This window comes from Candidatus Nitrospira bockiana (genome assembly GCF_965152565.1).
On record NZ_OZ224215.1, the window covers coordinates 326,228 to 346,357 of the forward strand.

Annotated in this window: 21 protein-coding genes; 17 read left to right on the forward strand and 4 right to left on the reverse strand. The window is 63.2% G+C overall.

What is annotated here, in order from left to right; all coding sequences use genetic code 11:
- Positions 1-33 precede the first annotated feature (33 nt).
- The 14 genes from ACWHYV_RS01690 to ACWHYV_RS01755 all read left to right on the forward strand — a co-directional run bounded on the left by ACWHYV_RS01690 (position 34) and on the right by ACWHYV_RS01755 (position 14,996).
- Entirely contained in the window at positions 34-417 is a 384-nt protein-coding gene (locus ACWHYV_RS01690) for an NADH-quinone oxidoreductase subunit A (protein WP_447978935.1), read from the forward strand.
- 108 nt (positions 418-525) lie between these two features.
- Positions 526-1,041 carry an NADH-quinone oxidoreductase subunit B gene (locus ACWHYV_RS01695; protein WP_447978936.1) on the forward strand — a complete coding sequence of 172 codons (516 nt, stop codon included), beginning with the start codon at positions 526-528 and terminating at the stop codon, positions 1,039-1,041.
- Between the two features lie 4 nt (positions 1,042-1,045).
- Positions 1,046-1,543 (forward strand): NADH-quinone oxidoreductase subunit C, encoded by a 498-nt coding sequence (locus ACWHYV_RS01700; protein ID WP_447978937.1) that lies wholly within the window; start codon positions 1,046-1,048, stop codon positions 1,541-1,543.
- A 127-nt stretch (positions 1,544-1,670) separates the two neighbouring features.
- Positions 1,671-2,813 (forward strand): NADH dehydrogenase (quinone) subunit D, encoded by a 1,143-nt coding sequence (nuoD, locus tag ACWHYV_RS01705; RefSeq protein WP_447980673.1) that lies wholly within the window; start codon positions 1,671-1,673, stop codon positions 2,811-2,813.
- A gap of 131 nt (positions 2,814-2,944) precedes the next feature.
- Positions 2,945-5,650, forward strand: a complete 2,706-nt coding sequence (locus ACWHYV_RS01710) for a molybdopterin-dependent oxidoreductase (protein WP_447978938.1) — start codon at positions 2,945-2,947, stop codon at positions 5,648-5,650.
- Complete coding sequence (gene nuoI, locus ACWHYV_RS01715; RefSeq protein ID WP_447978939.1) at positions 5,647-6,234, forward strand: NADH-quinone oxidoreductase subunit NuoI; 588 nt, start codon at positions 5,647-5,649, stop codon at positions 6,232-6,234. Before ACWHYV_RS01710 ends, nuoI begins: the two co-directional genes overlap by 4 nt.
- Position 6,235: 1 nt before the next feature.
- Positions 6,236-6,760: an NADH-quinone oxidoreductase subunit J gene (locus ACWHYV_RS01720; RefSeq protein WP_447978940.1), complete on the forward strand. Its 525-nt coding sequence runs from the start codon at positions 6,236-6,238 to the stop codon at positions 6,758-6,760.
- Positions 6,761-6,840: 80 nt separating this feature from the next.
- Positions 6,841-7,143 carry an NADH-quinone oxidoreductase subunit NuoK gene (gene nuoK, locus ACWHYV_RS01725; RefSeq protein WP_447978941.1) on the forward strand — a complete coding sequence of 101 codons (303 nt, stop codon included), beginning with the start codon at positions 6,841-6,843 and terminating at the stop codon, positions 7,141-7,143.
- Positions 7,137-9,137, forward strand: a complete 2,001-nt coding sequence (gene nuoL, locus ACWHYV_RS01730; protein WP_447978942.1) for an NADH-quinone oxidoreductase subunit L — start codon at positions 7,137-7,139, stop codon at positions 9,135-9,137. Before nuoK ends, nuoL begins: the two co-directional genes overlap by 7 nt.
- A gap of 75 nt (positions 9,138-9,212) precedes the next feature.
- A complete protein-coding gene (locus tag ACWHYV_RS01735) occupies positions 9,213-10,799 on the forward strand; it encodes a complex I subunit 4 family protein (protein WP_447978943.1) in 1,587 nt (528 codons plus the stop codon).
- Positions 10,800-10,843: 44 nt separating this feature from the next.
- Complete coding sequence (locus ACWHYV_RS01740; RefSeq protein ID WP_447978944.1) at positions 10,844-12,502, forward strand: complex I subunit 4 family protein; 1,659 nt, start codon at positions 10,844-10,846, stop codon at positions 12,500-12,502.
- A 24-nt stretch (positions 12,503-12,526) separates the two neighbouring features.
- The gene (locus ACWHYV_RS01745; RefSeq protein WP_447978945.1) at positions 12,527-14,020 is read left to right on the forward strand and encodes an NADH-quinone oxidoreductase subunit N; all 1,494 of its coding nucleotides are present in this window, start codon (positions 12,527-12,529) and stop codon (positions 14,018-14,020) included.
- A gap of 81 nt (positions 14,021-14,101) precedes the next feature.
- Positions 14,102-14,239, forward strand: coding sequence for a hypothetical protein (locus ACWHYV_RS01750; RefSeq protein ID WP_447978946.1), 138 nt, complete (start codon positions 14,102-14,104; stop codon positions 14,237-14,239).
- A 148-nt stretch (positions 14,240-14,387) separates the two neighbouring features.
- Complete coding sequence (locus tag ACWHYV_RS01755) at positions 14,388-14,996, forward strand: hypothetical protein (RefSeq protein WP_447978947.1); 609 nt, start codon at positions 14,388-14,390, stop codon at positions 14,994-14,996.
- Between the two features lie 9 nt (positions 14,997-15,005).
- On the opposite strand, the gene ACWHYV_RS01760 is transcribed toward ACWHYV_RS01755, so the two are convergent.
- Both ACWHYV_RS01760 and ACWHYV_RS01765 read right to left on the reverse strand, forming a co-directional pair.
- Entirely contained in the window at positions 15,006-15,614 is a 609-nt protein-coding gene (locus tag ACWHYV_RS01760; RefSeq protein WP_447978948.1) for a hypothetical protein, read from the reverse strand.
- Positions 15,611-17,065, reverse strand: coding sequence for a HAMP domain-containing sensor histidine kinase (locus ACWHYV_RS01765; RefSeq protein WP_447978949.1), 1,455 nt, complete (start codon positions 17,063-17,065; stop codon positions 15,611-15,613). The genes ACWHYV_RS01760 and ACWHYV_RS01765 overlap by 4 nt, the downstream gene beginning before the upstream one ends.
- Before the next feature lie 264 nt (positions 17,066-17,329).
- Here ACWHYV_RS01765 and ACWHYV_RS01770 point away from each other — a divergent pair, with 264 nt between their 5' ends.
- On the forward strand, positions 17,330-18,124 hold the full coding sequence (locus ACWHYV_RS01770) for a phosphodiester glycosidase family protein (RefSeq protein WP_447978950.1): 795 nt from the start codon (positions 17,330-17,332) through the stop codon (positions 18,122-18,124).
- 117 nt (positions 18,125-18,241) lie between these two features.
- On the opposite strand, the gene ACWHYV_RS01775 is transcribed toward ACWHYV_RS01770, so the two are convergent.
- Positions 18,242-18,670 carry a rhodanese-like domain-containing protein gene (locus tag ACWHYV_RS01775; protein ID WP_447978951.1) on the reverse strand — a complete coding sequence of 143 codons (429 nt, stop codon included), beginning with the start codon at positions 18,668-18,670 and terminating at the stop codon, positions 18,242-18,244.
- A 73-nt stretch (positions 18,671-18,743) separates the two neighbouring features.
- Here ACWHYV_RS01775 and ACWHYV_RS01780 point away from each other — a divergent pair, with 73 nt between their 5' ends.
- Positions 18,744-19,022: a hypothetical protein gene (locus tag ACWHYV_RS01780; RefSeq protein ID WP_447978952.1), complete on the forward strand. Its 279-nt coding sequence runs from the start codon at positions 18,744-18,746 to the stop codon at positions 19,020-19,022.
- A gap of 74 nt (positions 19,023-19,096) precedes the next feature.
- Here ACWHYV_RS01780 and pyrE read toward each other — a convergent pair whose 3' ends face one another.
- Entirely contained in the window at positions 19,097-19,699 is a 603-nt protein-coding gene (gene pyrE, locus ACWHYV_RS01785; protein WP_447978953.1) for an orotate phosphoribosyltransferase, read from the reverse strand.
- 92 nt (positions 19,700-19,791) lie between these two features.
- Between pyrE and ACWHYV_RS01790 the strand changes: the two genes are divergently transcribed.
- Positions 19,792-20,109 carry a hypothetical protein gene (locus tag ACWHYV_RS01790; protein WP_447978954.1) on the forward strand — a complete coding sequence of 106 codons (318 nt, stop codon included), beginning with the start codon at positions 19,792-19,794 and terminating at the stop codon, positions 20,107-20,109.
- Positions 20,110-20,130 lie beyond the last annotated feature (21 nt).

Genomic DNA, 20,130 nt, shown 5'->3' on the forward strand with positions numbered 1-20,130 from the left:
TTTGAGAACTCAACAACTTCGTGAAGAGGTCGCGTGAGCGGCACCGAGTTGCTCCTCGAGTATTTGACGCGGTACTTCCCGATCCTTCTGTTCATCGTCATTGCGGCCGCGTTCGGGATCGTGACGCTGGTGCTCAGTTACCTCGTTCAGCCCAAATACCCGGAAGCCGAAAAGCTCAGCGCGTACGAATGCGGCAGCGAACCGTTCTCCGATGCGCGGATGCCGTTCCCGGTTCGCTACTACATCTTCGCGATGCTGTTCGTGATCTTCGACATCGAAGTGATCTTCCTGTATCCGTGGGCCGTGGTATTCGACAAGATCGGATTGATCGGGCTCGTGGAGATGCTGATCTTCATCGCCTTGTTCATCGTGGCGTACGTCTATGCCTGGAAGAAGGGCGCGTTGGAGTGGGACTGAAGACGAATGCAGAGTGCGGAATGATGAGTGATGAATGCGAATGAGGAAGTCGATGCCACAATCTGACGTTCATCACTCATCATTCCGCACTCATCACTGGGGCCTTACATGGGTCTGATCCAGCTCGGGAGGCACGAGAAGGACGGGCAGCCGGACGTGATCGTGACGACGGTCGAGAAGGCCGTCAATTGGGCGCGGAAAGGCTCGCTCTGGCCGATGACGTTCGGGCTGGCGTGCTGCGCGATCGAGATGATCGCGGCGGTGTCTTCCCGGTACGACATGGACCGCTACGGGGCCGGGGTGTTTCGCGCGTCGCCGCGGCAATCCGACCTGATGATCGTCGCCGGCACGGTATGCCGCCGCATGGCGCCCGTCATCAGGAAGATCTACGACCAGATGCCGGAGCCGAAATACGTCATCGCCATGGGATCGTGCGCGACCTCCGGCAACATCTATGACAGCTACAGCGTGGTGCAGGGCGTGGATCGCTTCGTGCCGGTCGATATCTATGTGCCGGGCTGTCCTCCGACGCCCGAGGCCTTGTTCGACGGCATCCTGAAGCTGCAAGAGCGCATCATGCAGAAGCGCGTCTTCACCAAACAGCCCGAGCAGGTGAAAGCGTGACCCCATGCAGCATCCCTTAGCCGAGCGCGTTCAGCAGGAATATCCGAAGGCCTTCGTGAAAGCGGTCGAGTGGCGGGGGGGCGTCGCCGTGACCGTGAAGCGGGATTTTCTACACGACGTCGCGAAATTTTTGCACGACGACCCGGGCATGGATTTCGATTACATCGTCCATGTGAGCTCGGTCGACTGGCCGGATGATGACGAGCGGTTCGAGGTCGTCTACGAGTTCTATTCCATCAGAAAGCGGCATCGCATCCGCTTGAAGACCCGTGTCCCCGAGTCGGACTGCATCGTCGATTCGCTGACCGATATCTGGAAGGGCGCCGACTTCATGGAGCGCGAGGTCTACGACATGATGGGGATTCGGTTTCGGAACCACCCCGACCTCCGCCGGATTCTCATGCCCGACGACTACACGGAGGGCTACCCCTTGAGGAAGGACTTCCCGATTCAAGGGAAGGGATGGCGTGACACGTTCGAGTTTCTCGATGAAAGAGTCTAAGAACGGCAAAGACGCCCAAGGCCGGCAGGCGCTCGAGGACCAGCGGACGACCGTCTACAAGGTCGATCCGTCGCATCCCGAGAGCGAGACGCTGCCCACGCTCCGGACCGAAGAGCTGCTGCTCAACATGGGGCCGCAGCATCCCAGTACGCACGGCGTGCTCAAGGTGATTCTCGAGCTCGAGGGCGAGCGCATCGTCAAGTCGACGCCGGTCATGGGGTACTTGCACCGCGGCGTCGAGAAGCTCGCGGAAGAGGGGACGTACCATCAGTTCATTCCGCACACCGACCGGCTCGACTACGTCTGCGCCATGTACAACAACTTTGCGTACTGCCGAGCGGTGGAGAAGCTGCTGAACATCACCGTGCCGGAGCGCGCGGAGTATCTGCGCACGATCGTCGCCGAGGTGCAGCGTATCATCGGCCATCAATTTTGGCTGGGGACGCAGGCGCTCGACATCGGGGCGATGACGGTGTTCTTCTATACCTTTCGGGATCGGGAGATCCTGCTCGATTGGTTCGACGAACTGTGCGGAGCCCGGCTGACCACGAGTTGGTATCGCATCGGAGGGGTCGAGCGGGATTTCACCCCGTCCCTGATCGAGAAGCTGCGAAAGTTCATCGATTATTTTCCACCCAAGATCGACGAATACGTCGTGTTCCTCGAAAAGAACCGCATTTGGTTGGCCCGCACCAAAGGGGTGGCGGTGATCTCGGCGGAGGACGCGGTGAACTTCGGGCTCAGCGGTCCGACCCTCCGGGGCTCCGGCGTGGACTACGATCTCCGGAAGTATGAGCCGTACAGCGCGTACCCGAGATGCGAGTTCAGCGTCCCAGTCGGAAAGAACGGCGACACGTACGATCGGTACTGGATCCGGGTCATGGAACTGTACGAGAGCGTGAAGATCATCCGCCAGTGCCTGGACCAGATGACGGAAGGCCCCATCATGGCGGACGTGCCGAGCGTCACGTTGCCGCCCAAGAACCGGGTCTTCACGAATCTCGAGTCGATGATTCAGCAGTTCAAGCTGTTCTCCCAGGGCTTCGATGCGCCCCCGGGGGAGATCTACTGCGGGACCGAAGCGCACAAGGGGGAGCTGGGGTTCTATATCGTCAGCACCGGGGGCGGCAAGCCGTACCGACTCAAGATCCGCGCCCCCTCGTTCATCCACATGGGGGCGTTCGACTACATGTCCCGCGGCTACATGATCGCCGACGCCGTCACGATCTTCGGCACGTACGATATCGTCATGGGGGAATGCGATCGGTAGGGTTAGATGTTATTTGTGAAACGTTAATCGTGAACCTGAATCGTGAACCTGAGGAGCGCTGCGGAGTGAAAAGGGCCGATGGTTACGGTCAACGATGAACGGTGAATGAATTGATGAACGGTGAATGAATTATGGCACTGAAGCCTGTGACCACTCCCGATACTGAAGCGGCATCGATCGACTTGACGATCGACGGGCAGACCGTCAGCGCCCGGGACGGCGTCTCGCTCTACGACGTGATCGCGAGCACCGGCAAGATCGTCCCGGCCATGTGTTACCACTACACCTTCGATCCGTTCGGCTCCTGCGGCATGTGCTTGGTCATGGTCGAAGGGAAGAAGGCCCCCGTCCGCTCATGCACGGCGAAGGCGACCGCCGGCATGGTGGTCCGTACGGAAGGGGACGATCTGTTCCAGGCCCGGAAGAAGGCGGTCGAGAAGCACCTCTCCGTCCATCCGCTCGATTGTCCGGTCTGCGACGCCGACGGCCACTGCGAGCTGCAGGACATGGCGTTCCAGCACCAGGTCACCAACCTGGCCAACGCGAAGCAAAAATTCATCCCGGAGGACACCCGCAGCCTGGTCCTCGATTTCAACATGAACCGCTGCATCGCGTGCGGGGAGTGCATCAACATCTGCAAAGACGTGCTGATGATCGACGCGCTGCAGTTCATGAAGAAGGGCGGCTTCACGCAGGTCGTGGCGAAGGGCGACACGCCGCTGTCCTGCGAGTTCTGCGGCGACTGCTTGGCCGTCTGCCCGGTCGGCGCCATCACCAACAAGTTTTCGAAATACCGCTACAAGCCCTGGCAGCTCAAGAAGACCACGACGACGTGCAACTATTGCGGCGACGGCTGCCAGATGCACATCGAGACCAAGGACAACGAGGTGGTCCGGGTCACGTCGCCCCTGTCGTGGAAGAACAAGTGGGGCGACCGGTCCGAGACCGCAAAAGGTCACGGCGGGCTCTGCGTCAGAGGGCGCTTCGGCTTTCAATACATCGACAGCAAGGCGCGCCTGCAGCAGCCGTTGATGCGGCGGGACGATCAGCTCGTCGTCACTCCGTGGCTCGAGGCCGTGCACACGGTGGTGGACCGCCTGACCGAGATCAAGGCCAAGCATGGAGCGAATGCCATCGCCGGCCTCATCACCGCCCGCTGTACCAATGAAGAGCTGTACCTGTTCCAGAAGCTCATGCGCGCGGCGATCGGCACGAACCAACTCGACAGCAGCGCGCGCTACGGGCACGTCAACTTCGTCCGCGCGGCGCGGCACGCGGCGGGCGTCGGCCGCATGATGAATAGCTGGGAGGACATCACCAAGGCCAAGGCCGTCCTCTTGGTCGGGAGCAACCTCACCGACACGAATCCGCTGACCTCGGTCCGGGTCAAGGAAGCGATCCGGGTCTACAAGTCCCAAGTGATCGTCGTTGATTCCGGGAACACCAATATGGCGAAGCTCGCCTCCCACCCGATGCTGGTCAGGCCGGGGACGGAATGGCGGTTCGTCCAGGGCCTGATGAAGTCGGTCATCGAGCGGGATCTCACGGACAGCGAGGCAGTGGGACGCCACCCCGAGGCGTTCAAGGCGTTGCAAGAAGCCGTCGGCCGGCTTTCTTGGGACACGATCACGGCCGAGACGGGCATCGACGTCGAGGCCATCCATGAGGCCGCGGCGGTGTTTGCGGAAGCCCCCCGGGCCGTGATCCTGTGCGGCGAGGGCGTCGTGCGACGACCGGGCGGCTACCGCAACGTGCTGACGCTCATGGATCTGGCGTGGGTGACCGGTAAACTGGGCCGGCCGGGATGCGGCGTCAATACGGTGACCGAAGAAGTCAATGAACAAGGCGCCCTCGACATGGGCGTCGCGCCGGAGTTCCTCCCGGGACAGGCCGCCTTCGACGACCCATCGGCTCGTGAGCGATTTGCGAAAGCATGGGGCGCCGATCTTCCCCGCGCCGGGACCGGCGCGACCCTGATGGAGATACTGAAACGCTGCCGGACCGGCCAGATCAAAGCGCTCTACGTGATCGGCGAGAATCCGCTCGGCACCCTGCCGGCCTCAGCCGAGGTCCGTGAGGCCTTGAGCCGTCTCGAGTTGCTCGTGTGCCAGGATCCGTTCCTGACCGAGACGGCGCAGGTCGCGCACGTCGTGCTGCCGGCCTGCACGTATGCCGAGAAGGAGGGGACCTTCACCAACCTCGAGGGCCGGGTGCTTCGCGTGCGCCAAGCCCTGGACCCCGTCGGCGAGAGCCTGCCGGATTGGCACATCATGACGGCCATTGCGTCCGGCTTGGGTTACCCATTAGACTACGAGTCCCCGTACGACATTCAACGGGAGATCATGAAGCTTCTGCCCGGCTACTACAACCTCGGTCAACCACGCAAAGTCGAGCCGAACCCCGATGGCTACCTGTCGAACGGCTTCTCGCGCGAGGTGGGGGCGAGGTATGCCGAGGCGGCCGCGCACCGATCGGGCGCGGTCACCCTGACGCTCGGTCAGTTGCTCTACCATTCGGGGAAACTCTCCACTCAGGCGTCCGGGCTCCTCACCGTCGCCCCGAACACGGGGCGTCTTCGGATGAACGTCAAGGACATGGAGCGGATGGGACTGAACGAAGGGGACGTCGTCCGGGTGACCACGCCCAAGGGCACGATCCAGATGGGGGTGCAAATCGACCAGGCACTGATGCCCGGCTCCTGCTTCTTCCCGGAGCACTTCAACGAGCCGCCGGTCAAAGACCTCATGCCTCTGGAGCTCGATCCGGTGACCGGCGCCCCATACTTCAAGTCCACCGAGGCGACGCTCGAGAGGGTCGTGAAGGGGGCTGCACAATGAGCGTCGCCGCGCTGACCAGGAGGGTCCTGCAAGCCGCCCTCTTCTATGAAATCTGGGACGCGATGAAGGTCACCTTCAAACACATGTTCCACCGTCCCATCACCTTTCAGTACCCCAGAGAGCAGCGGACGATTCCGGATACCCATCGCGGGGCGCTCGGGCTGCTCCGCTACGACGACGGACGGGAACGGTGCGTCGGGTGCGACCTGTGCGAAGCCGCGTGCCCCTCGCATTGCATCAAGGTGATCAGCGCGGAAGACAAGTCGCTCCCGCTCCAGCGGTACGCCACCGAATTCTACATCGACATCACGAAGTGCGTGTTTTGCGGCTACTGCGTCGAAGCCTGCCCCGTGAACGCGCTCGCGATGACGAAGATGTACGAGTACTCGACGCACGACAAGCGGACGCTCCTGTTCGACAAGAAGCGGCTCTACGAAATCGGCGAGCGCCATCTGGAGGACGCGAAGAAGTATCTCTATGCGCACAACCAGGAACAAGACGGCCCGGACAGCCGCGAGTACCGGTATTTTTTCCCGCAGTCGGTCGTCAAGCCGACGCAGCCACCACCCAAACACCTGACCTAGCATGGTCCCTGTTTTCTTCGTCTACTTCTCACTGGTCAGCATTGTCGCGGGCATCTTCACGGTCGCACTGAAGAATCCGGTGCACTGCGGGCTCGCCTTGCTGACGCTCCTGCTCCACGTCGCCGGTCTCTTTGTGCTCCTCAACGCCGAGTTCCTGTTCGCCGTCCAGATCATCGTCTATGCCGGTGCGATTCTCGTGCTGTATCTCTTCGTGCTGATGCTGCTCAACTTGAAATCCGATGAGCGCTATCTCCACTCCAAGTACGCGGTGATCCTGTTTGCCGCGGTGGCGATCTTTGGGGAGCTGCTCCTCCTCATGCTGCGTTCCCCCTTCGGGGGCTCCAAAGGGGACGCGCCCGCGGAGGTGGTCCTGAGGGAGGGCGCCAGCCACGCGGTGGGCATCAAGATGTTCGGGGAATATCTCCTGCCGTTCGAGATCGTCGGGATCTTTCTCCTCGGCGCCATCATCGGCGCCATCGTCCTCGCAAAGACGCCCGCGTCCACCGAAGGCGAGGAAGCCCGATAATCCGGTCACAGATGCACGACGAGAGAGGAGCCAAGGACGGGAGCGGCATGCGGCCGCCGACGAACGGATAACGAGTACCGATGATCCCCTTGTCCGCATACGTGACCGTGAGCGCCGTCCTCTTCATGACGGGCCTGATCGGCGTCTTGATCCGGCGGAACTTCATCATCGTCCTGATGGCCGTCGAGATCATGCTGAACGCCGCTAACATCAACCTCGTGGCCTTCTCCCACTATCTGGAGTCCATGGCCGGTCAGATCGTCGCCTTGTTCGTCATCGCCATCGCAGCCGGCGAAGCCGCGGTCGGCTTGGCGATCATCATCGTGGTGTTCCGCGGCAAGATCTCGACCAACGTCGATGAGATGAACCTGTTGAAATGGTAGTCTTCGACCTCCTCGTGCTCCTGATCCCCCTGTTTCCCCTCGCCGCCGTCCTGCTGAACGGCCTGCTGGGGCACCGCTACTCGCACGACACCGCGCATCGGCTCGCCTGGGGCTCCGTCGGGCTGTCTTTTCTCTGCGCCGTCGCCGTTTTCGTCGACACCCTGCAGACCGGCACCGCCCGCGAGGTCGTGGCCTACCGCTGGATCTTCGGCGGCGATCTCACGATCAACCTGGCGTTCCTGATCGATCCGTTGACCTGCATCATGCTGCTCGTCGTCACCGGCGTGGGCTTCCTCATTCACCTGTACTCGGTCGGGTACATGCACGGGGAAGAAGGCTTCACCCGCTTCTTCACCTACATGAACCTGTTCATGGTCTCGATGCTCCTGCTCGTGATGGGGAACAATTACGTGGTCCTCTTCATCGGATGGGAAGGCGTCGGCCTCTGCTCGTATCTGTTGATCGGCTACTATTTCGACCGCGTCTCGGCGGCCAAGGCGGCGACCAAGGCCTTCGTGGTGAACCGCATCGGGGACGCCGGCTTTCTCATCGCGATCTTCCTCGTTTTCGCCAACTTCAAGACGCTCGACTACACGCAGGTCTTCGCGCAAGCCGGTCAACTGTCTCCGGAGACGGCCACCGCCATCGCGCTCTGTCTGCTGATCGGCGCGGTCGGGAAGTCCGCGCAGATTCCGCTCTACACCTGGCTTCCGGACGCGATGGAAGGCCCGACCCCGGTGAGCGCGCTGATCCACGCGGCGACGATGGTGACGGCCGGCGTCTACATGATCGTCCGAAACCACGTCATCTACGATATGTCGCCGGTCGCCATGACGACCGTGGCGTGGGTCGGCGGGCTGACCGCGCTCTTCGCCGCCACCATCGGCCTCGTCCAAACGGACATCAAGCGGGTCCTCGCCTATTCCACCGTCAGCCAATTGGGGTACATGTTCCTGGCCTGCGGCATCGGGGCCTACGCCGCGGCCATCTTCCACCTCATGACCCATGCCTTCTTCAAGGCCCTCCTCTTCCTGTCCGCGGGGTCCGTGATCCATGCGCTGAGCGGCGAGCAGGACATCCGCAAGATGGGCGGGCTCAAGAACAAGATCCCCTGGACCCACGCGCTCTTTCTGATCGGCACGTTGGCGATCGCGGGCATCTTTCCGCTGTCGGGCTTCTGGAGCAAAGACGAAATCCTGGCCCACGCGTTCGTCCATCACCAGTATGCGCTCTATGGGCTCGCGGCCTGTGGAGCCTTCCTCACCGCCTTTTACATGTTTCGGCTCACCTATCTGACGTTCTACGGCCATCCCCGGATGGATCACCACACCGCGGAGCACGTCCACGAGTCCCCCATGATCATGATCGGGCCGCTGGTCGTCCTCGGCGCGCTCTCCGTGATCGGCGGGTTCCCCGGCGTGCCGCCCGAGAACGGCTGGTTCCATTCCTTCCTGCGCCCCGTGATCGGCGGGGGGGAGAGCGGGGAGCATGTGGGGGCCGGGACGATCGTGATGTTGATGGGCGTCGCCACGGTGATCGCCTTGCTCGGCTGGGGGGTGGCCCATTACCTGTACGCGGTCCGGGCCGAGGCGGCGCCGGAATTGGCCAGTCGGTTCCCTGTCGTGTATCGCACGCTGTTGAACAAATACTACGTGGACGAGCTGTATGACCTGCTGTTCGTCGAGCCCACCAAGCAGGTGGGCCGGCTCTGGGATTGGTTCGATCGCCGCGTGATCGACGGGATCGTGGTCGCGGCCGGACGCCTGGCGGAGTCGGGCGCGGCGGGCAGCACCTGGGTCGAAAAACACGTGATCTACGGGTTTCTCAACGTCGTCGGCTATGCCAACCACCTGGCGGCCCGCTCCTGGCGGAAGCTGCAAAGCGGGATGGTGCACCACTATGCCGCCATCATCATCGCGGGCCTGTTCATCCTCGTGCACCTGATCCTGGTCTGGTGGACGGGGTCCTCGACGCTGGGAGTGGCGCTGAAGTGAGACACGAGATCGAGGGAGCGGCGAACGCGATCACCGGCGAGACCGCGGCCTCGGGCTCACGCATCCGGTTGACCCATGCTTGAAGAGTTCACATTCGGCTTTCCGATCCTGTCGCTCGTGCTGTTCTTCCCACTCGTCGGCGCCATGCTGCTGTGGCTGCTCGAGGACGAGGATCTGATCAAGAATGCGGCCCTCGGCATCTCCGTCCTCGAGCTCGTCCTAACCTGTCTCGTCCTCTTTCACTTCCAGCCCGGTATCGCGGCCATGCAGTTCACCGAGCGTGTCCCCTGGATCCCCCCGCTCGGCATCAGCTACCACTTGGCGGTCGACGGCATCAGCGTTCTCTTCGTCGGCCTCACCGCGCTGCTGACGACCCTGATCATTCTCTATTCGTGGGAGACCGTCCGCCATCAGGCCAAGGCCTACTACATGGCGCTCCTCGCGTTCGAGGCGACGACGCTGGGGATTTTTCTCTCGATCGACTTGATCCTGTTCTTCGTGTTCTGGGAGTTGATGCTGATCCCCAGCTACTTCCTGATCAAGCTCTGGGGCGTCGGGGTGGACCGGCACTATGCCGCCCTCAAGTATGTCCTGTACACCCTGCTCGGCAGCGTGTTCATGCTGGTTGGCATCATTCTCCTGGACTTGAACTACCATCAGTGGGCGGTGACGCATCATCTCGATCCGGCGTACACGTTCGATCTGCTGGATCTGCTGACGGTGCCGGTTCCGCTCGGGCAGCAGATGCTCATTTTCTGGCTCCTGTTCTTAGGCTTTGCCTTCAAGGCGCCCATGTTCCCGTTCCATACCTGGCTGCCGGACGCGCTGCTGGAGGGGCCCATCGGGGTCGCGGTCATGCTTGCGGGGGTCAAGCTCGGGACGTACGGCTTTCTCCGGTTCAGCCTCCCCCTGGTGCCCGATGCGGCGAAGACCGAGACCGTCGTCACCATCATGATGGTCTTGGCCGTGGCCGCCATCGTCTACGGCGCCATCATCGCGCTCGTGCAGCCGGACCTCCGTCGCCTCTTGGCCTACAGCAGCATCAGTCACTTGGGGTTCGTCGTGCTCGGCCTCTTCGCGTTGAACTTCCAGGGCGTGCAGGGCAGCCTCCTGACCATGATCAACCTCGGCTTCAGCACGGCGGGCCTCTTCTTCCTCGCCGGATTCCTCTACTCCCGCCGTTACACCACCGAGTTGAGCGCCTACGGCGGCTTGGCCAAGCCGGCCCCGCTCCTCGCGACGTTCCTGCTCATCATCGGCCTGGCGTCGATCGGGCTCCCGGGGACCAACGGATTCGTGGGTGAGTTCTTGATCCTGCTGGGCGCGTTCAAGGCGAACTGGGTCTTTGCGGCGATCGCGGTGACCGGCGTCATCTTCGGGGCCGCGTATTTCCTGTGGTATTACGAGCGCGGGGTGTTCGGGCCGCTGGCGGAAGGCGCGCGGGGGTTGAGCGACCTGACCGGCAGAGAAAAAGCCATCTGCCTCTCGCTCGCCGCCATGATCTTTTGGATCGGCATCTATCCGGCGCCGTTCTTGAACATGATGAATGGGTCGGTCCAGGCCGTGGTGGATCGGGTGCAGCGCGGCGCCACGGTGGCCGCCTATGAGAAGCGCGATGCCCCCGCCCGATCGGGGTCGGTGCTGGCCCGGGGCGCGCCGTAGCGGGCCCCCCGCTCAGATCGGGAAGACGGTGAGTAAGGAACGCGATGTCTGACTACTTGCTGCTGTACATCTTGTTTGCGCCGTTCGTCGGGTCGGCGATCCTGCTGTTCATCCCGAACAGCCGCGCGCTCGAGGTGCGGCTCACGGCCGCCGCCTCGGCCTTCGTCTCGCTGATCGGCTCCTTGTACTTGTTCTATGCCTATGACCCGGCCAAGGGCGGGTTCCAGTTCATTCAGCGCTATGAATGGTCGAAGGAGCTGGGGATCGCGTTCTACCTCGCTGTCGACGGCATCGGCACCCCGCTCGTGTTGGCGTCCTCGATCCTGCTGTTCGCGGGCATCTTCATTTCCTGGCACATCAAGGACCGCATCAAAGAGTTCTACATCACGCTGCTGATCCTGGCCGCCGCCACCATCGGCGTCTTCATGTGCCTCGATCTGTTCTTCCTCTACTTCTTCTACGAGATGTCCGTGATCCCCATGTATCTGCTGCTCGGGATCTGGGGGAGCCACACGAAGGGCTATCTGGAGATGACGACTCCCGAAGGCCGGGAGAAGCGGGACTCGGTCGGCTTCATCTTCAATTTCGGCGCGAACAGCAAAGAGTACGCGGCAATGAAGCTCGTGCTGTTCCTGTCCGCCGGCGCCGTCGTCGCCTTGATGGGCATCCTCCTGATCTACAAGTTTTCCGGTCTCAACACGTTCGACATCCTCGTGCTGCGCGAGCAGGCGAAGTTCTCGGACGCCCTCGCCCGGACCATTTGGCTGTTGATCTTCTTCGGGTTCGCCTCGATCGCGCCGATCTGGCCGTTGCACTCCTGGTCGCCGGTCGGCCACGCGGCCGCGCCCGCCGCGACCAGCATGTTGCACGCGGGCGTGCTGATGAAGCTCGGTCACTTCTCGATCATCCGGGTCGCCTACGAGATCCTGCCCCAAACCACGCGCGAGTTGATGCCGATCGCGGCCGTCCTCTGCGTCTTCAGCATCATCTACGGCGGGCTCGTCGCCTTCTACGCCAAGGACACCAAGTACGTCATCGGCTATTCCAGCTCGAGCCACATGGGGTACGTGTTCCTCGGGATGGCGGCGCTCGACTACATCAGCCTGAGCGGCGCGGTCCTCTACATGTTCGCGCACGCCCTCGCCACCGGGATGTTGTTCGCCATGGCCGGCTGGGTCTATGACCAGACCCACACCCGCGACATCCCCTCGCTCGGCGGCCTCGTCAACCGCATGCCGTTCGTCGCGTCCTGCTTCATCGTCGCCTGCATGGCGTCGATCGGGATGCCCGGGACCGTCAACTTCATCGCCGAAGTCATGATCATCGTGGGGAGTTGGCACAAGTACCCGCTGCAAGTGATCGTCGCCGTGATCGGCATCGTCTTGACCATGGCGTACCTGTTCCGGATGATGCGCGGGCTCTTCTACGGCCCCACCGTCGAGGCCCACAGTCATGCGCGCGACGCGGTCGCGTTCGTGGACCGGATGCCGCTGCTGTTGATGATCGCGACCAGCATTTATTTCGGGATCTTTCCGGGGCATTTCTATCAGGTGATCCGCTCCGGCGTGGACCCCTTGATCGCACGGATCACCGAGGTGGTTCCGTTGAAGGCGGAATTGCCGAGCCACAACCAAGTCTCAGCCGTCAGCCATCAGCTTCCCGGCCGGGCCTCCGACGGGGCCGGGCCGATCGACGACCGCTGAGCGACGACCGCGAGTGCGACGCCCATGAATTTCGCCCTGTCCCTGTCCGGATCCGACCTCCTCCTGATGCTGCCGGAGATGTTCCTGACCCTCTGGCTCTGCGTCGTCTTGATCGTCGATTTCGCCGCGCCGAAGCTCCCGAAACAGCATCTGGCCCACCTGAGCGTCCTCGGGCTGGGGCTCGTGCTGGCCGGGCTCCTGTGGTTCGACGTGAATCAGGTCGGCGGCACCCTTTTCAGGAACATGTTCGTCGTCGACCGTCTGGCGCTGTTTTTCAAGATCTTCGTCGTCGGCGCGAGCATCCTCGTCATCCTGGCCTCGATCGACTACGTCGATCGGTTCCGGTTCTTCAAGGGCGAGTACTATTTCCTGGTCTTGATGTCCGCGCTCGGCATGATGTTCATGGCGTCGGCGAACGATCTGCTGTCCATGTTCATCACGCTGGAGTTCTCGACGTTCGGCTTCTACGTCCTGGTGGCCTACTTGCGGGAGGACCTGGCTTCCAACGAGGCGGGCCTCAAGTTCTTTATCCTCGGGGTGTTCGCCGCCGCCATCCTCGCGTACGGCATCAGCCTGGTCTACGGCGAAACCGGGAAGCTGGTCTTTTCCGAGATCGCCGCCACGTCCTGGACGCCCGGCCTGGTCATCGGATTCCTGCTGGTCTTCGCCGCGCTGGGCTTCAAGGTCGGGGCCGCGCCCTTCCATAGCTGGATCCCGGACACGTACCACGGCGCGCCGACACCCGTCACCGCCTTCCTCTCGATCGCGCCGAAGGGGGCGGCGTTCGCCATCCTCCTGCGGCTCTTCTTCGTGTCCCTGGCGTCGTTGAAACCGGCCTGGGTCCTGTTGTTGGTCGGGGTCTCGATCCTCTCGATGACCTACGGCAACATCGTCGCCATCGCTCAGAAGAACATCAAACGCCTGCTGGCCTATTCCGGGATCGCGCAGATCGGCAACGTGATGATCGGGCTCGCGGCCGGGACGAAAATGGGCGGGGACGCGATTCTCTTCTACCTCCTGACGTATCTGTTCGCCAATCTCGGCGCCTTCGCCGTCGTCATCGCGGTGAGCAATCTGATCCGGAGCGACGAGATCGAGGATTATAACGGCCTCAATCGCCGATCCCCGTTCCTCGCCTTTGCGATGCTGGTCTTCCTCCTGTCGTTGGCCGGGGTGCCGCCGCTGGCCGGATTCATCGGCAAGCTCTACATTTTCCTCGCGGCGATCAAGGAAGAGCTCTACACGTTGATCGTCGTCGGCCTCGCGAACGTCGTCATCTCGATGTACTACTACCTGGTCATCGTGAAGAAGATGTACATCAACGAGCCGATCGACAAGTCGCCGTTGAAGATCTCTCCCGCCATGCGGACGGTCATCTACGTCGGCCTCGCGGGCACCTTGATTCTCGGGATCTACCCCAAGCCGTTCATCGAATGGGCGGTCGCGGCCACCATGATGTTCTCGAACATCGGAGGGGCCTCGGCCGGCGTGTCGCCGCCGCTCCCGTTCGGCGGCTGATCGCCCCGCCCAAGGCGCCCCGCGTCCTGGGACGGCTCGGGAGGGCATGGGGCTGCCGGGGATGGAGCCGAGGATGGTCGAATGAAGCGCGTGCTCGGTATTTCTTGGTCGCTGGCGCGGCTCAACGCCGCCTTTCTGCTCAACGTCTCGGATCTTCAGACCAGCCCTTCCACGGACGCCCACGTGATGCCGGGCCTGACCGTCGGGGTGCGGTGCTAGGTCGCCGGCGTTCCTACCCGATCAAGACGGCGTCGCGTCCCCCGGTCCTGCAAGCCGGCGGTGCGCCGGGAGGCCCCTCGGGAGATGATTAAGACGAAATGGAAGCGAGCATGAGTGCCCTTCAGGACGAGCGGGAGAGGGAGTCTCAATGGGAAAAGGCCATACCGGCCGGCCGGGGATCGCGGAGTCCGCGACGGAGCGGGGGCGGGTTCATGGGGCCGCCTGGCGAGCGGGGAGGCCGCCCTCGGCCTGCGAGCTGAACCGAGGCGGGACGGACGACCACGGCGGGGTGCGAGCGTGGCGGTGGCTCATCCGCTACGGGACGGCGTTGCTGCTGGCGTTCTGCTTCGCGACGATCCTCGGCAATGTGGCCCTCTTCAAGAGCACGCCGCTCGCGGACACCCGGCTCCGCGCCTCCCATCTCGTTGAGTTCGCCGGGTACGGCGGGGCGCTCCTGTTTCTCTGGCTCATGGGATGCCGCATGCGGAATCAGATCGCGCGCGATCCCGACGGCATTTCGTCGCTGCACCACGTCGTCCTGCCGGTGATCACGCTCGTGATTCTAGCCGCGGGCTATGAGGTCGTCCTGCTGCTGGCGGAGCCGTTCCTCTCGAGAACCGGCAAGCTCGTCTACAACTGGGTGTTCATCGCCGGGATCACGGCCGCTGCGCTCTGGATGACCCTGGCGTGGTTCCTGAAGTCGGGCCCGTCCCTGGAATCGTGGGACCGTCATCGACGGGACCGTGGCAGAGAGTAACCGGGCGGCCTAGTTGCCGGGGTGCGGCGGGACCTTCGTGCGCGGTCGTGTCCGGGCGCTCTTTTCGTTCATCTCCTGGTCGATCCGCTTCAGCAGCTCGATCTGGGTGGCGAGCTCCTCGAGCTTCTTCTCCCGGGCGCCCAGTTCCACCCGCATCATCTGCTCCCGGTGCAGGAGCTCTTGTTCCTGCTGGAGTAACTCCAGGATCAAGGACCGGGTGGCTTTCGCGAACCGGCTTTCCCGCTCCTCGTCCCTCGGCCGCTGTTCCAGCACCTTGAGCCAGGCTTCGCTCACCGTGGCCAACCGGCTCTTGGGCGCCGCCGTGATCACCTCCTGAAAATGCTTGGCCGCGGCCTCCTGGTCTTCGTACAGGGCCAGCAAGGCCCTCGTGAAGTGCTGTTGCTCGCAGGTGCGGTCATGCGAACAGCGGGTCAACCGGGAGTCCTGCTCGCGCGCCAGCGTCTGAAAGGCCTTCGCGTCGCTCCCCTCCACGGCGAAGAACGGAGCCGGCGACGGACCCTGCCCATCCGAAGGGATCGAAGACGGCAAGGGCGTGCACGCCGAGAGCAGCGCGACGGCGAGCACACAGGGGATTGTCTGGCGGACCGGGACGCTCATCCCAGCGGCAGCACGAACGTCATCGTCGTCCCTTTACCCAGTTCGCTCTCGGCCCAGATCCGGCCGCCGTGAGCTTCCACCACCTTCTTCACCAGCGCGAGCCCGATGCCCGTCCCGGCGGCGGTGGCCCGCGCACGCATCCCGCCTTGATAGAACCGCTCGAAGATATGGGGCAGCGATTCGGGGGCGATGCCGCGTCCGGTATCGGACACCGAGATGCGCAACGCCCGCTCCTTGGGGTCCGCCTCCACCTTGATGTGGATCGAGCCCCCCTCTCGGCTGAACTTGACGGCGTTGGATAGCAGGTTGTCCAGCACCTGCTGGATGCGGGCGTCGTCGGCCGGCACGAAGACCGGTCCCCGCGGGGCCTCTACGACGATCCGGATCCGCTCCCGGTCGGCGAGGAGGCGGATCTTGTTCACGGCCGTATCGATGATCCGCTTCATGTCCGTGGAGACGATGCGGTACTCCATCATCCCCGCTTCGATCTTCGAGAGGTCGAGCAGGCTCGAGATCATGTCGATGAGTTGCCGGCTGCTTTCGACCATGAGCTGCAGGGTTTCACGCTGGGCTTGGGTGACCGGCCCGGGAATCTCCTCCAGCAGCAGCTGCGTGCCCGCATGAATGGCCGTGAGCGGCGAACGGAGCTCATGGGTGATGTGGGACACGAACTCTGCTTTCAGGTCGTCCAGCTCCTGCAGCCGCTTGGCCATCGAGCCCACCGAATCCACGAGGTCCTGGAGGTCCGTGGGAGCCGGGACATCGATCGCCGTCTTGAAGTTCCCCTGTCCGATCTGGCGGATGTGCTCCTGCAACCGTCGCAGGGGGGAGAGGATGCTGTAGGTCGCGAGCCCGGCCAAGACAAGACCGAGGAACAAGGCCACGATCATGAGCTGCTTCGTGACGACGCCGGCCTGCTCCGAACGGCGGCGAGCATCGTTGAGCACGGTCGTGACCATCGCGTCGTGCTGGGTGATGAAGGATTCGAGCGTGTGAACGATCGTGTTGATGAGCTCGTCCCGCGTCGCCTCGTACTCCTTGCTCATCTTCGGCGTGCGGACGGGCTGCAGGCGGGCTTCGCTATGGAACAGGATGCGGTAGTCGTCGTGCCGGTTCTCCACCTCCTTGAGCATCTTCTGCGCGTCGCCCGGCGGCTCCTGCTCGAGCAAGAGCGCGAGAGTCCGGCGAAACTCCCGGGCATCTTCATCGAAGTGAGAGAGGAAGACCTCGTCGTGGACCGCGAGGTACTTCTTCTCGTTTCGGACTTGGCCGTACAGGCTGTCGATCAGCCATTTTGCGCTTTCAATGGCCGGGTAGTGCCGGGCGACCAAGGCCGTGGTGAGGTCCGTGATCTGGCGGATCTGGTGAAGCGCAAACAGGTTGACCGCCAACACGAGGGCGATAATGGCCAGGAAGCCGATCGTCAGTCGCCAGAAGATGGAGAGGCGCATCGACAAATCCTTGAAATAAGAGCCAGTCTAGCAGCGTGGGCAAGGAAGTCAATAACTCTCCTGACCGGGTCAATGCGGCGTGCGCGCATTGACGCCCCGCACGGCCCGCCCGTATACTCAGGCCCGCCGTCAATCCCGGTCGCGATGCTCTCACCCCCCGTCCTTCCGATGAGCCAGACGACGTCCGTCGGTCCACCCCCTTCGACTCGACCGCGCCGCTCGCACGCGTCCCTTCGAGTCCTTGCGCTGGTACTGGTGTTCGTCGTGCCCATCAGTGGGGGGGCCGGCGAGCCGGAACCGGTCTCATGGGGACGGTGGGTCGAAGGGATCGACGTGGCGCTGTGGGAGCCGGGGATCGAGTGCGACGACGACGTCCCCCCCCTGGTGGCGGTGAGAGTGGACCCCGAGCGCTATCGGTTCGCCACGTATCACTACCTGGATGAAAACCTCCCCGCCCCGTTGACGCTGAAGGAGTGGCAGCGCCGCACGGGGGCTCGCCTTCTGTTCAACGCCGGCCTCTTCCGCGACGATTACTCGTACATGGGGCTCTTGTACAAAGACGGCCGCCCGCTCGGCTCCCGGCGCCATCCCCAATGGCAGGGACTCTTTGTGGCCGAGCCGAAGGTTCCCGGCCTCCGAAAAGCCCGTGTCGTCGACTTGGCGTTGGAGCCCTTCTCCGCCGACACCATGGCCTATCGAGAAGCCGCGCAGTCCCTGATGCTGCTCGATGGGAAAGGGAAGCCCCGGGTCCGACAAACGGGGAAGCGGGCGCACCAAACCGTCGTGGCCGAGGATCGCGACGGAAGGATCGTCCTGCTCAAGACGACCGATGCCGTGACGCTCTGGGACCTGGCCGTCTGCCTAAAGGCCGCGTTTCACAACCTTCATCAGGCCATGGTCATGGATGGGGGAGCTTCCTCCGATCTCCTCATCGACGGGGAGTCGATGGGGCCTCAGGAAGGCCTCGCTCTGCTCGAGCCCTTTCAAAGCCTCATCGATGGACGGGGGATGGGACACATTCCTTTACCGGCGGTCATCGGGGTGCTGCCGCGGCGATAGGTCGGGAGCTTGGAACGTGAGGTTCACGAGCAGGGGTTCACGGGGCATCACGGGGCAGAGTGAGTCGATCACCGCGTCTTCTCTCACTCTACCCCTTGCCCTGCCCCGACTCGCAGGTCACCGTTTCACCGGCTGAACCGGGTAGCCGGCCTCGACCCAGGCATTCATGCTGCCGGCGACGTTGTACACATGCTTATAACCGAGGTCGGCCAACGTCTCGGCCGCAATGTTGCTCCGATGCCCGGACTGGCAGTAGACCACGATATGGTCGTCCGGTTTGGCGCCGATCTCCCGATGCCGAGCCTTGATCTCACGGAAATCGATGTTCATGTCGGTTCCCGGAATGACCCCGGCGGCGTGCTCCTCCGGGCTGCGGACGTCGATCAGGAAGAAGCCTTTCTGGCTGGGAGACGAGCTCTTGTCCAGCCCCATCCGAAGTTGGGCAACCGACAGGACATACGAATGATACGCGCCTGCCGTACCCGCGATGCCGAGGCCGACGGCAAGGACGACGAAAGCGGTGAAGCGATACCAACGTCTAGTCATGGCCAGCCTCCTCGATAGATGTTGCATGTATCTTAGGAGCCTGACGTCGCGGGGGTCAAGGTGGCTCCTGCTCGTGTCGTTCGCCCTGGTCGGGTGTGCGCAGAACGCGGTCCTCGAGCGTCGCTACGACCACGGCGGGGTCGTCGTGTATCCCTTCAAAGAGACCGGGGCCGTCTTATCGCCGTTTCGCCGGGATGCGCTTCGCCTCATGGAGGAGCATTGTCGCGGCGGCTATCGGATCGTGCGAGAGGGTGAGACGAGGGGACGCAGCCGCGTCAGCGAACACGTCGGCGGGGCGGACGTGATCGAAGAGCGGCGGTGGGGGATCGAGTTCGAATGCAAGGGACCATGAGCGGGTGGGCGACCGGCGGAGACCGCCGGCTCTGGCGCGCTCCTTCCCTGGTTGGGTCGCGAACACCGGCGCCGCTATCCCCCGAGAGCGGCTCGGAGGTCGTCGATCGTGAGGAGGCTCAGCAGGTGAACCCCCAAGGCTTCGACCTTGGCGCGTCCCTCCTGCTCCTTGCGATCGACGATGACCAGGACGTGGCTCACCGTCATGCCGGCCTCTCGTGCCGCCGTCACGGCTTTCATGATCGAGCCCCCGCTGGTCAGGACGTCGTCGACGATCAGCGCGCGGTCCCCCGGTCGGATAGCCCCGTCGATCAGTCGGCCTGTCCCGTGGTCCTTGGCCTGCTTGCGGACGACGAACGTCCGCCATTCGCGTTGCGGGCTCCCTCGGTACCCTTGATCGGCGATGGCCGTCGCGATGGCGATCGCCCCGATCTCCAGCCCTCCGATACAATCGATGCCGAGGTGCTGCACCGTCGCGACCGCGAGCTGGGCCACCAGTTGCCGAGGGCCCGGATAGGCCATGAGGACCCGGCAGTCGACGTAATAGGGGCTGACGGCGCCCGAGGCCAGCGTGAAGCCGGACGCGCTCGTCTTGAAGGACTGGGTCGTGATGAAGGCGCGGGCCAGATCCTGCTTCAGCATGGCGCACCATCCGAGCATGAGGGCGGCGCGCATCATACCCAGAACACCGCGGGGACGCAAGGCGCCATTCCTTGACGGTGATCCGACGCGCGGCTACCTTTGACTCAACCTCGCACAAAGGAGCCGCTATGCTCGGACGAATCGCCGTCGCCGCCGTGCTGATCATGACCATCGCCGCCCCGGTATTTGCCGATCCCCAGACTCCTCGCGTGGACCGCCGCGAGCATCGGCAAAAGCAGCGGATCCGTGAAGGCGTCAAGAGCGGAGCCTTGACCCGGGACGAAGCGAAACAGCTCCGCCAAGAACAGCGGGAGATCCGCGCCAAAGAGCGGGAGATGAAAGCAGACGGCATGGTGACCCGTGAAGAGCGGAAGGAGCTCCATCGGGACCTCAACGAGAGCAGCCGCCAGATTTTCCAAGAGAAGCACGACGGCGAGACGCGCTGAGCGCGAGCAGTGGAGCAGGCG

Bases quoted from the DNA above. Each gene is read 5' to 3' on its own strand.
- ACWHYV_RS01765 (WP_447978949.1), bottom strand. From the start codon at position 17,065: ATGCGCCTCTCCATCTTCTGGCGACTGACGATCGGCTTCCTGGCCATT.
- nuoK (WP_447978941.1), top strand. From the start codon at position 6,841: ATGATCCCCTTGTCCGCATACGTGACCGTGAGCGCCGTCCTCTTCATG.
- ACWHYV_RS01775 (WP_447978951.1), bottom strand. From the start codon at position 18,670: ATGACTAGACGTTGGTATCGCTTCACCGCTTTCGTCGTCCTTGCCGTC.
- pyrE (WP_447978953.1), bottom strand. From the start codon at position 19,699: ATGATGCGCGCCGCCCTCATGCTCGGATGGTGCGCCATGCTGAAGCAG.
- ACWHYV_RS01745 (WP_447978945.1), top strand. From the start codon at position 12,527: ATGAATTTCGCCCTGTCCCTGTCCGGATCCGACCTCCTCCTGATGCTG.
- ACWHYV_RS01740 (WP_447978944.1), top strand. From the start codon at position 10,844: ATGTCTGACTACTTGCTGCTGTACATCTTGTTTGCGCCGTTCGTCGGG.
- ACWHYV_RS01750 (WP_447978946.1), top strand. From the start codon at position 14,102: ATGAAGCGCGTGCTCGGTATTTCTTGGTCGCTGGCGCGGCTCAACGCC.
- ACWHYV_RS01760 (WP_447978948.1), bottom strand. From the start codon at position 15,614: ATGAGCGTCCCGGTCCGCCAGACAATCCCCTGTGTGCTCGCCGTCGCG.
- nuoD (WP_447980673.1), top strand. From the start codon at position 1,671: ATGGGGCCGCAGCATCCCAGTACGCACGGCGTGCTCAAGGTGATTCTC.
- nuoL (WP_447978942.1), top strand. From the start codon at position 7,137: ATGGTAGTCTTCGACCTCCTCGTGCTCCTGATCCCCCTGTTTCCCCTC.
- ACWHYV_RS01700 (WP_447978937.1), top strand. From the start codon at position 1,046: ATGCAGCATCCCTTAGCCGAGCGCGTTCAGCAGGAATATCCGAAGGCC.
- ACWHYV_RS01695 (WP_447978936.1), top strand. From the start codon at position 526: ATGGGTCTGATCCAGCTCGGGAGGCACGAGAAGGACGGGCAGCCGGAC.
- ACWHYV_RS01710 (WP_447978938.1), top strand. From the start codon at position 2,945: ATGGCACTGAAGCCTGTGACCACTCCCGATACTGAAGCGGCATCGATC.
- ACWHYV_RS01790 (WP_447978954.1), top strand. From the start codon at position 19,792: ATGCTCGGACGAATCGCCGTCGCCGCCGTGCTGATCATGACCATCGCC.
- ACWHYV_RS01755 (WP_447978947.1), top strand. From the start codon at position 14,388: ATGGGAAAAGGCCATACCGGCCGGCCGGGGATCGCGGAGTCCGCGACG.
- ACWHYV_RS01720 (WP_447978940.1), top strand. From the start codon at position 6,236: ATGGTCCCTGTTTTCTTCGTCTACTTCTCACTGGTCAGCATTGTCGCG.
- ACWHYV_RS01735 (WP_447978943.1), top strand. From the start codon at position 9,213: ATGCTTGAAGAGTTCACATTCGGCTTTCCGATCCTGTCGCTCGTGCTG.
- nuoI (WP_447978939.1), top strand. From the start codon at position 5,647: ATGAGCGTCGCCGCGCTGACCAGGAGGGTCCTGCAAGCCGCCCTCTTC.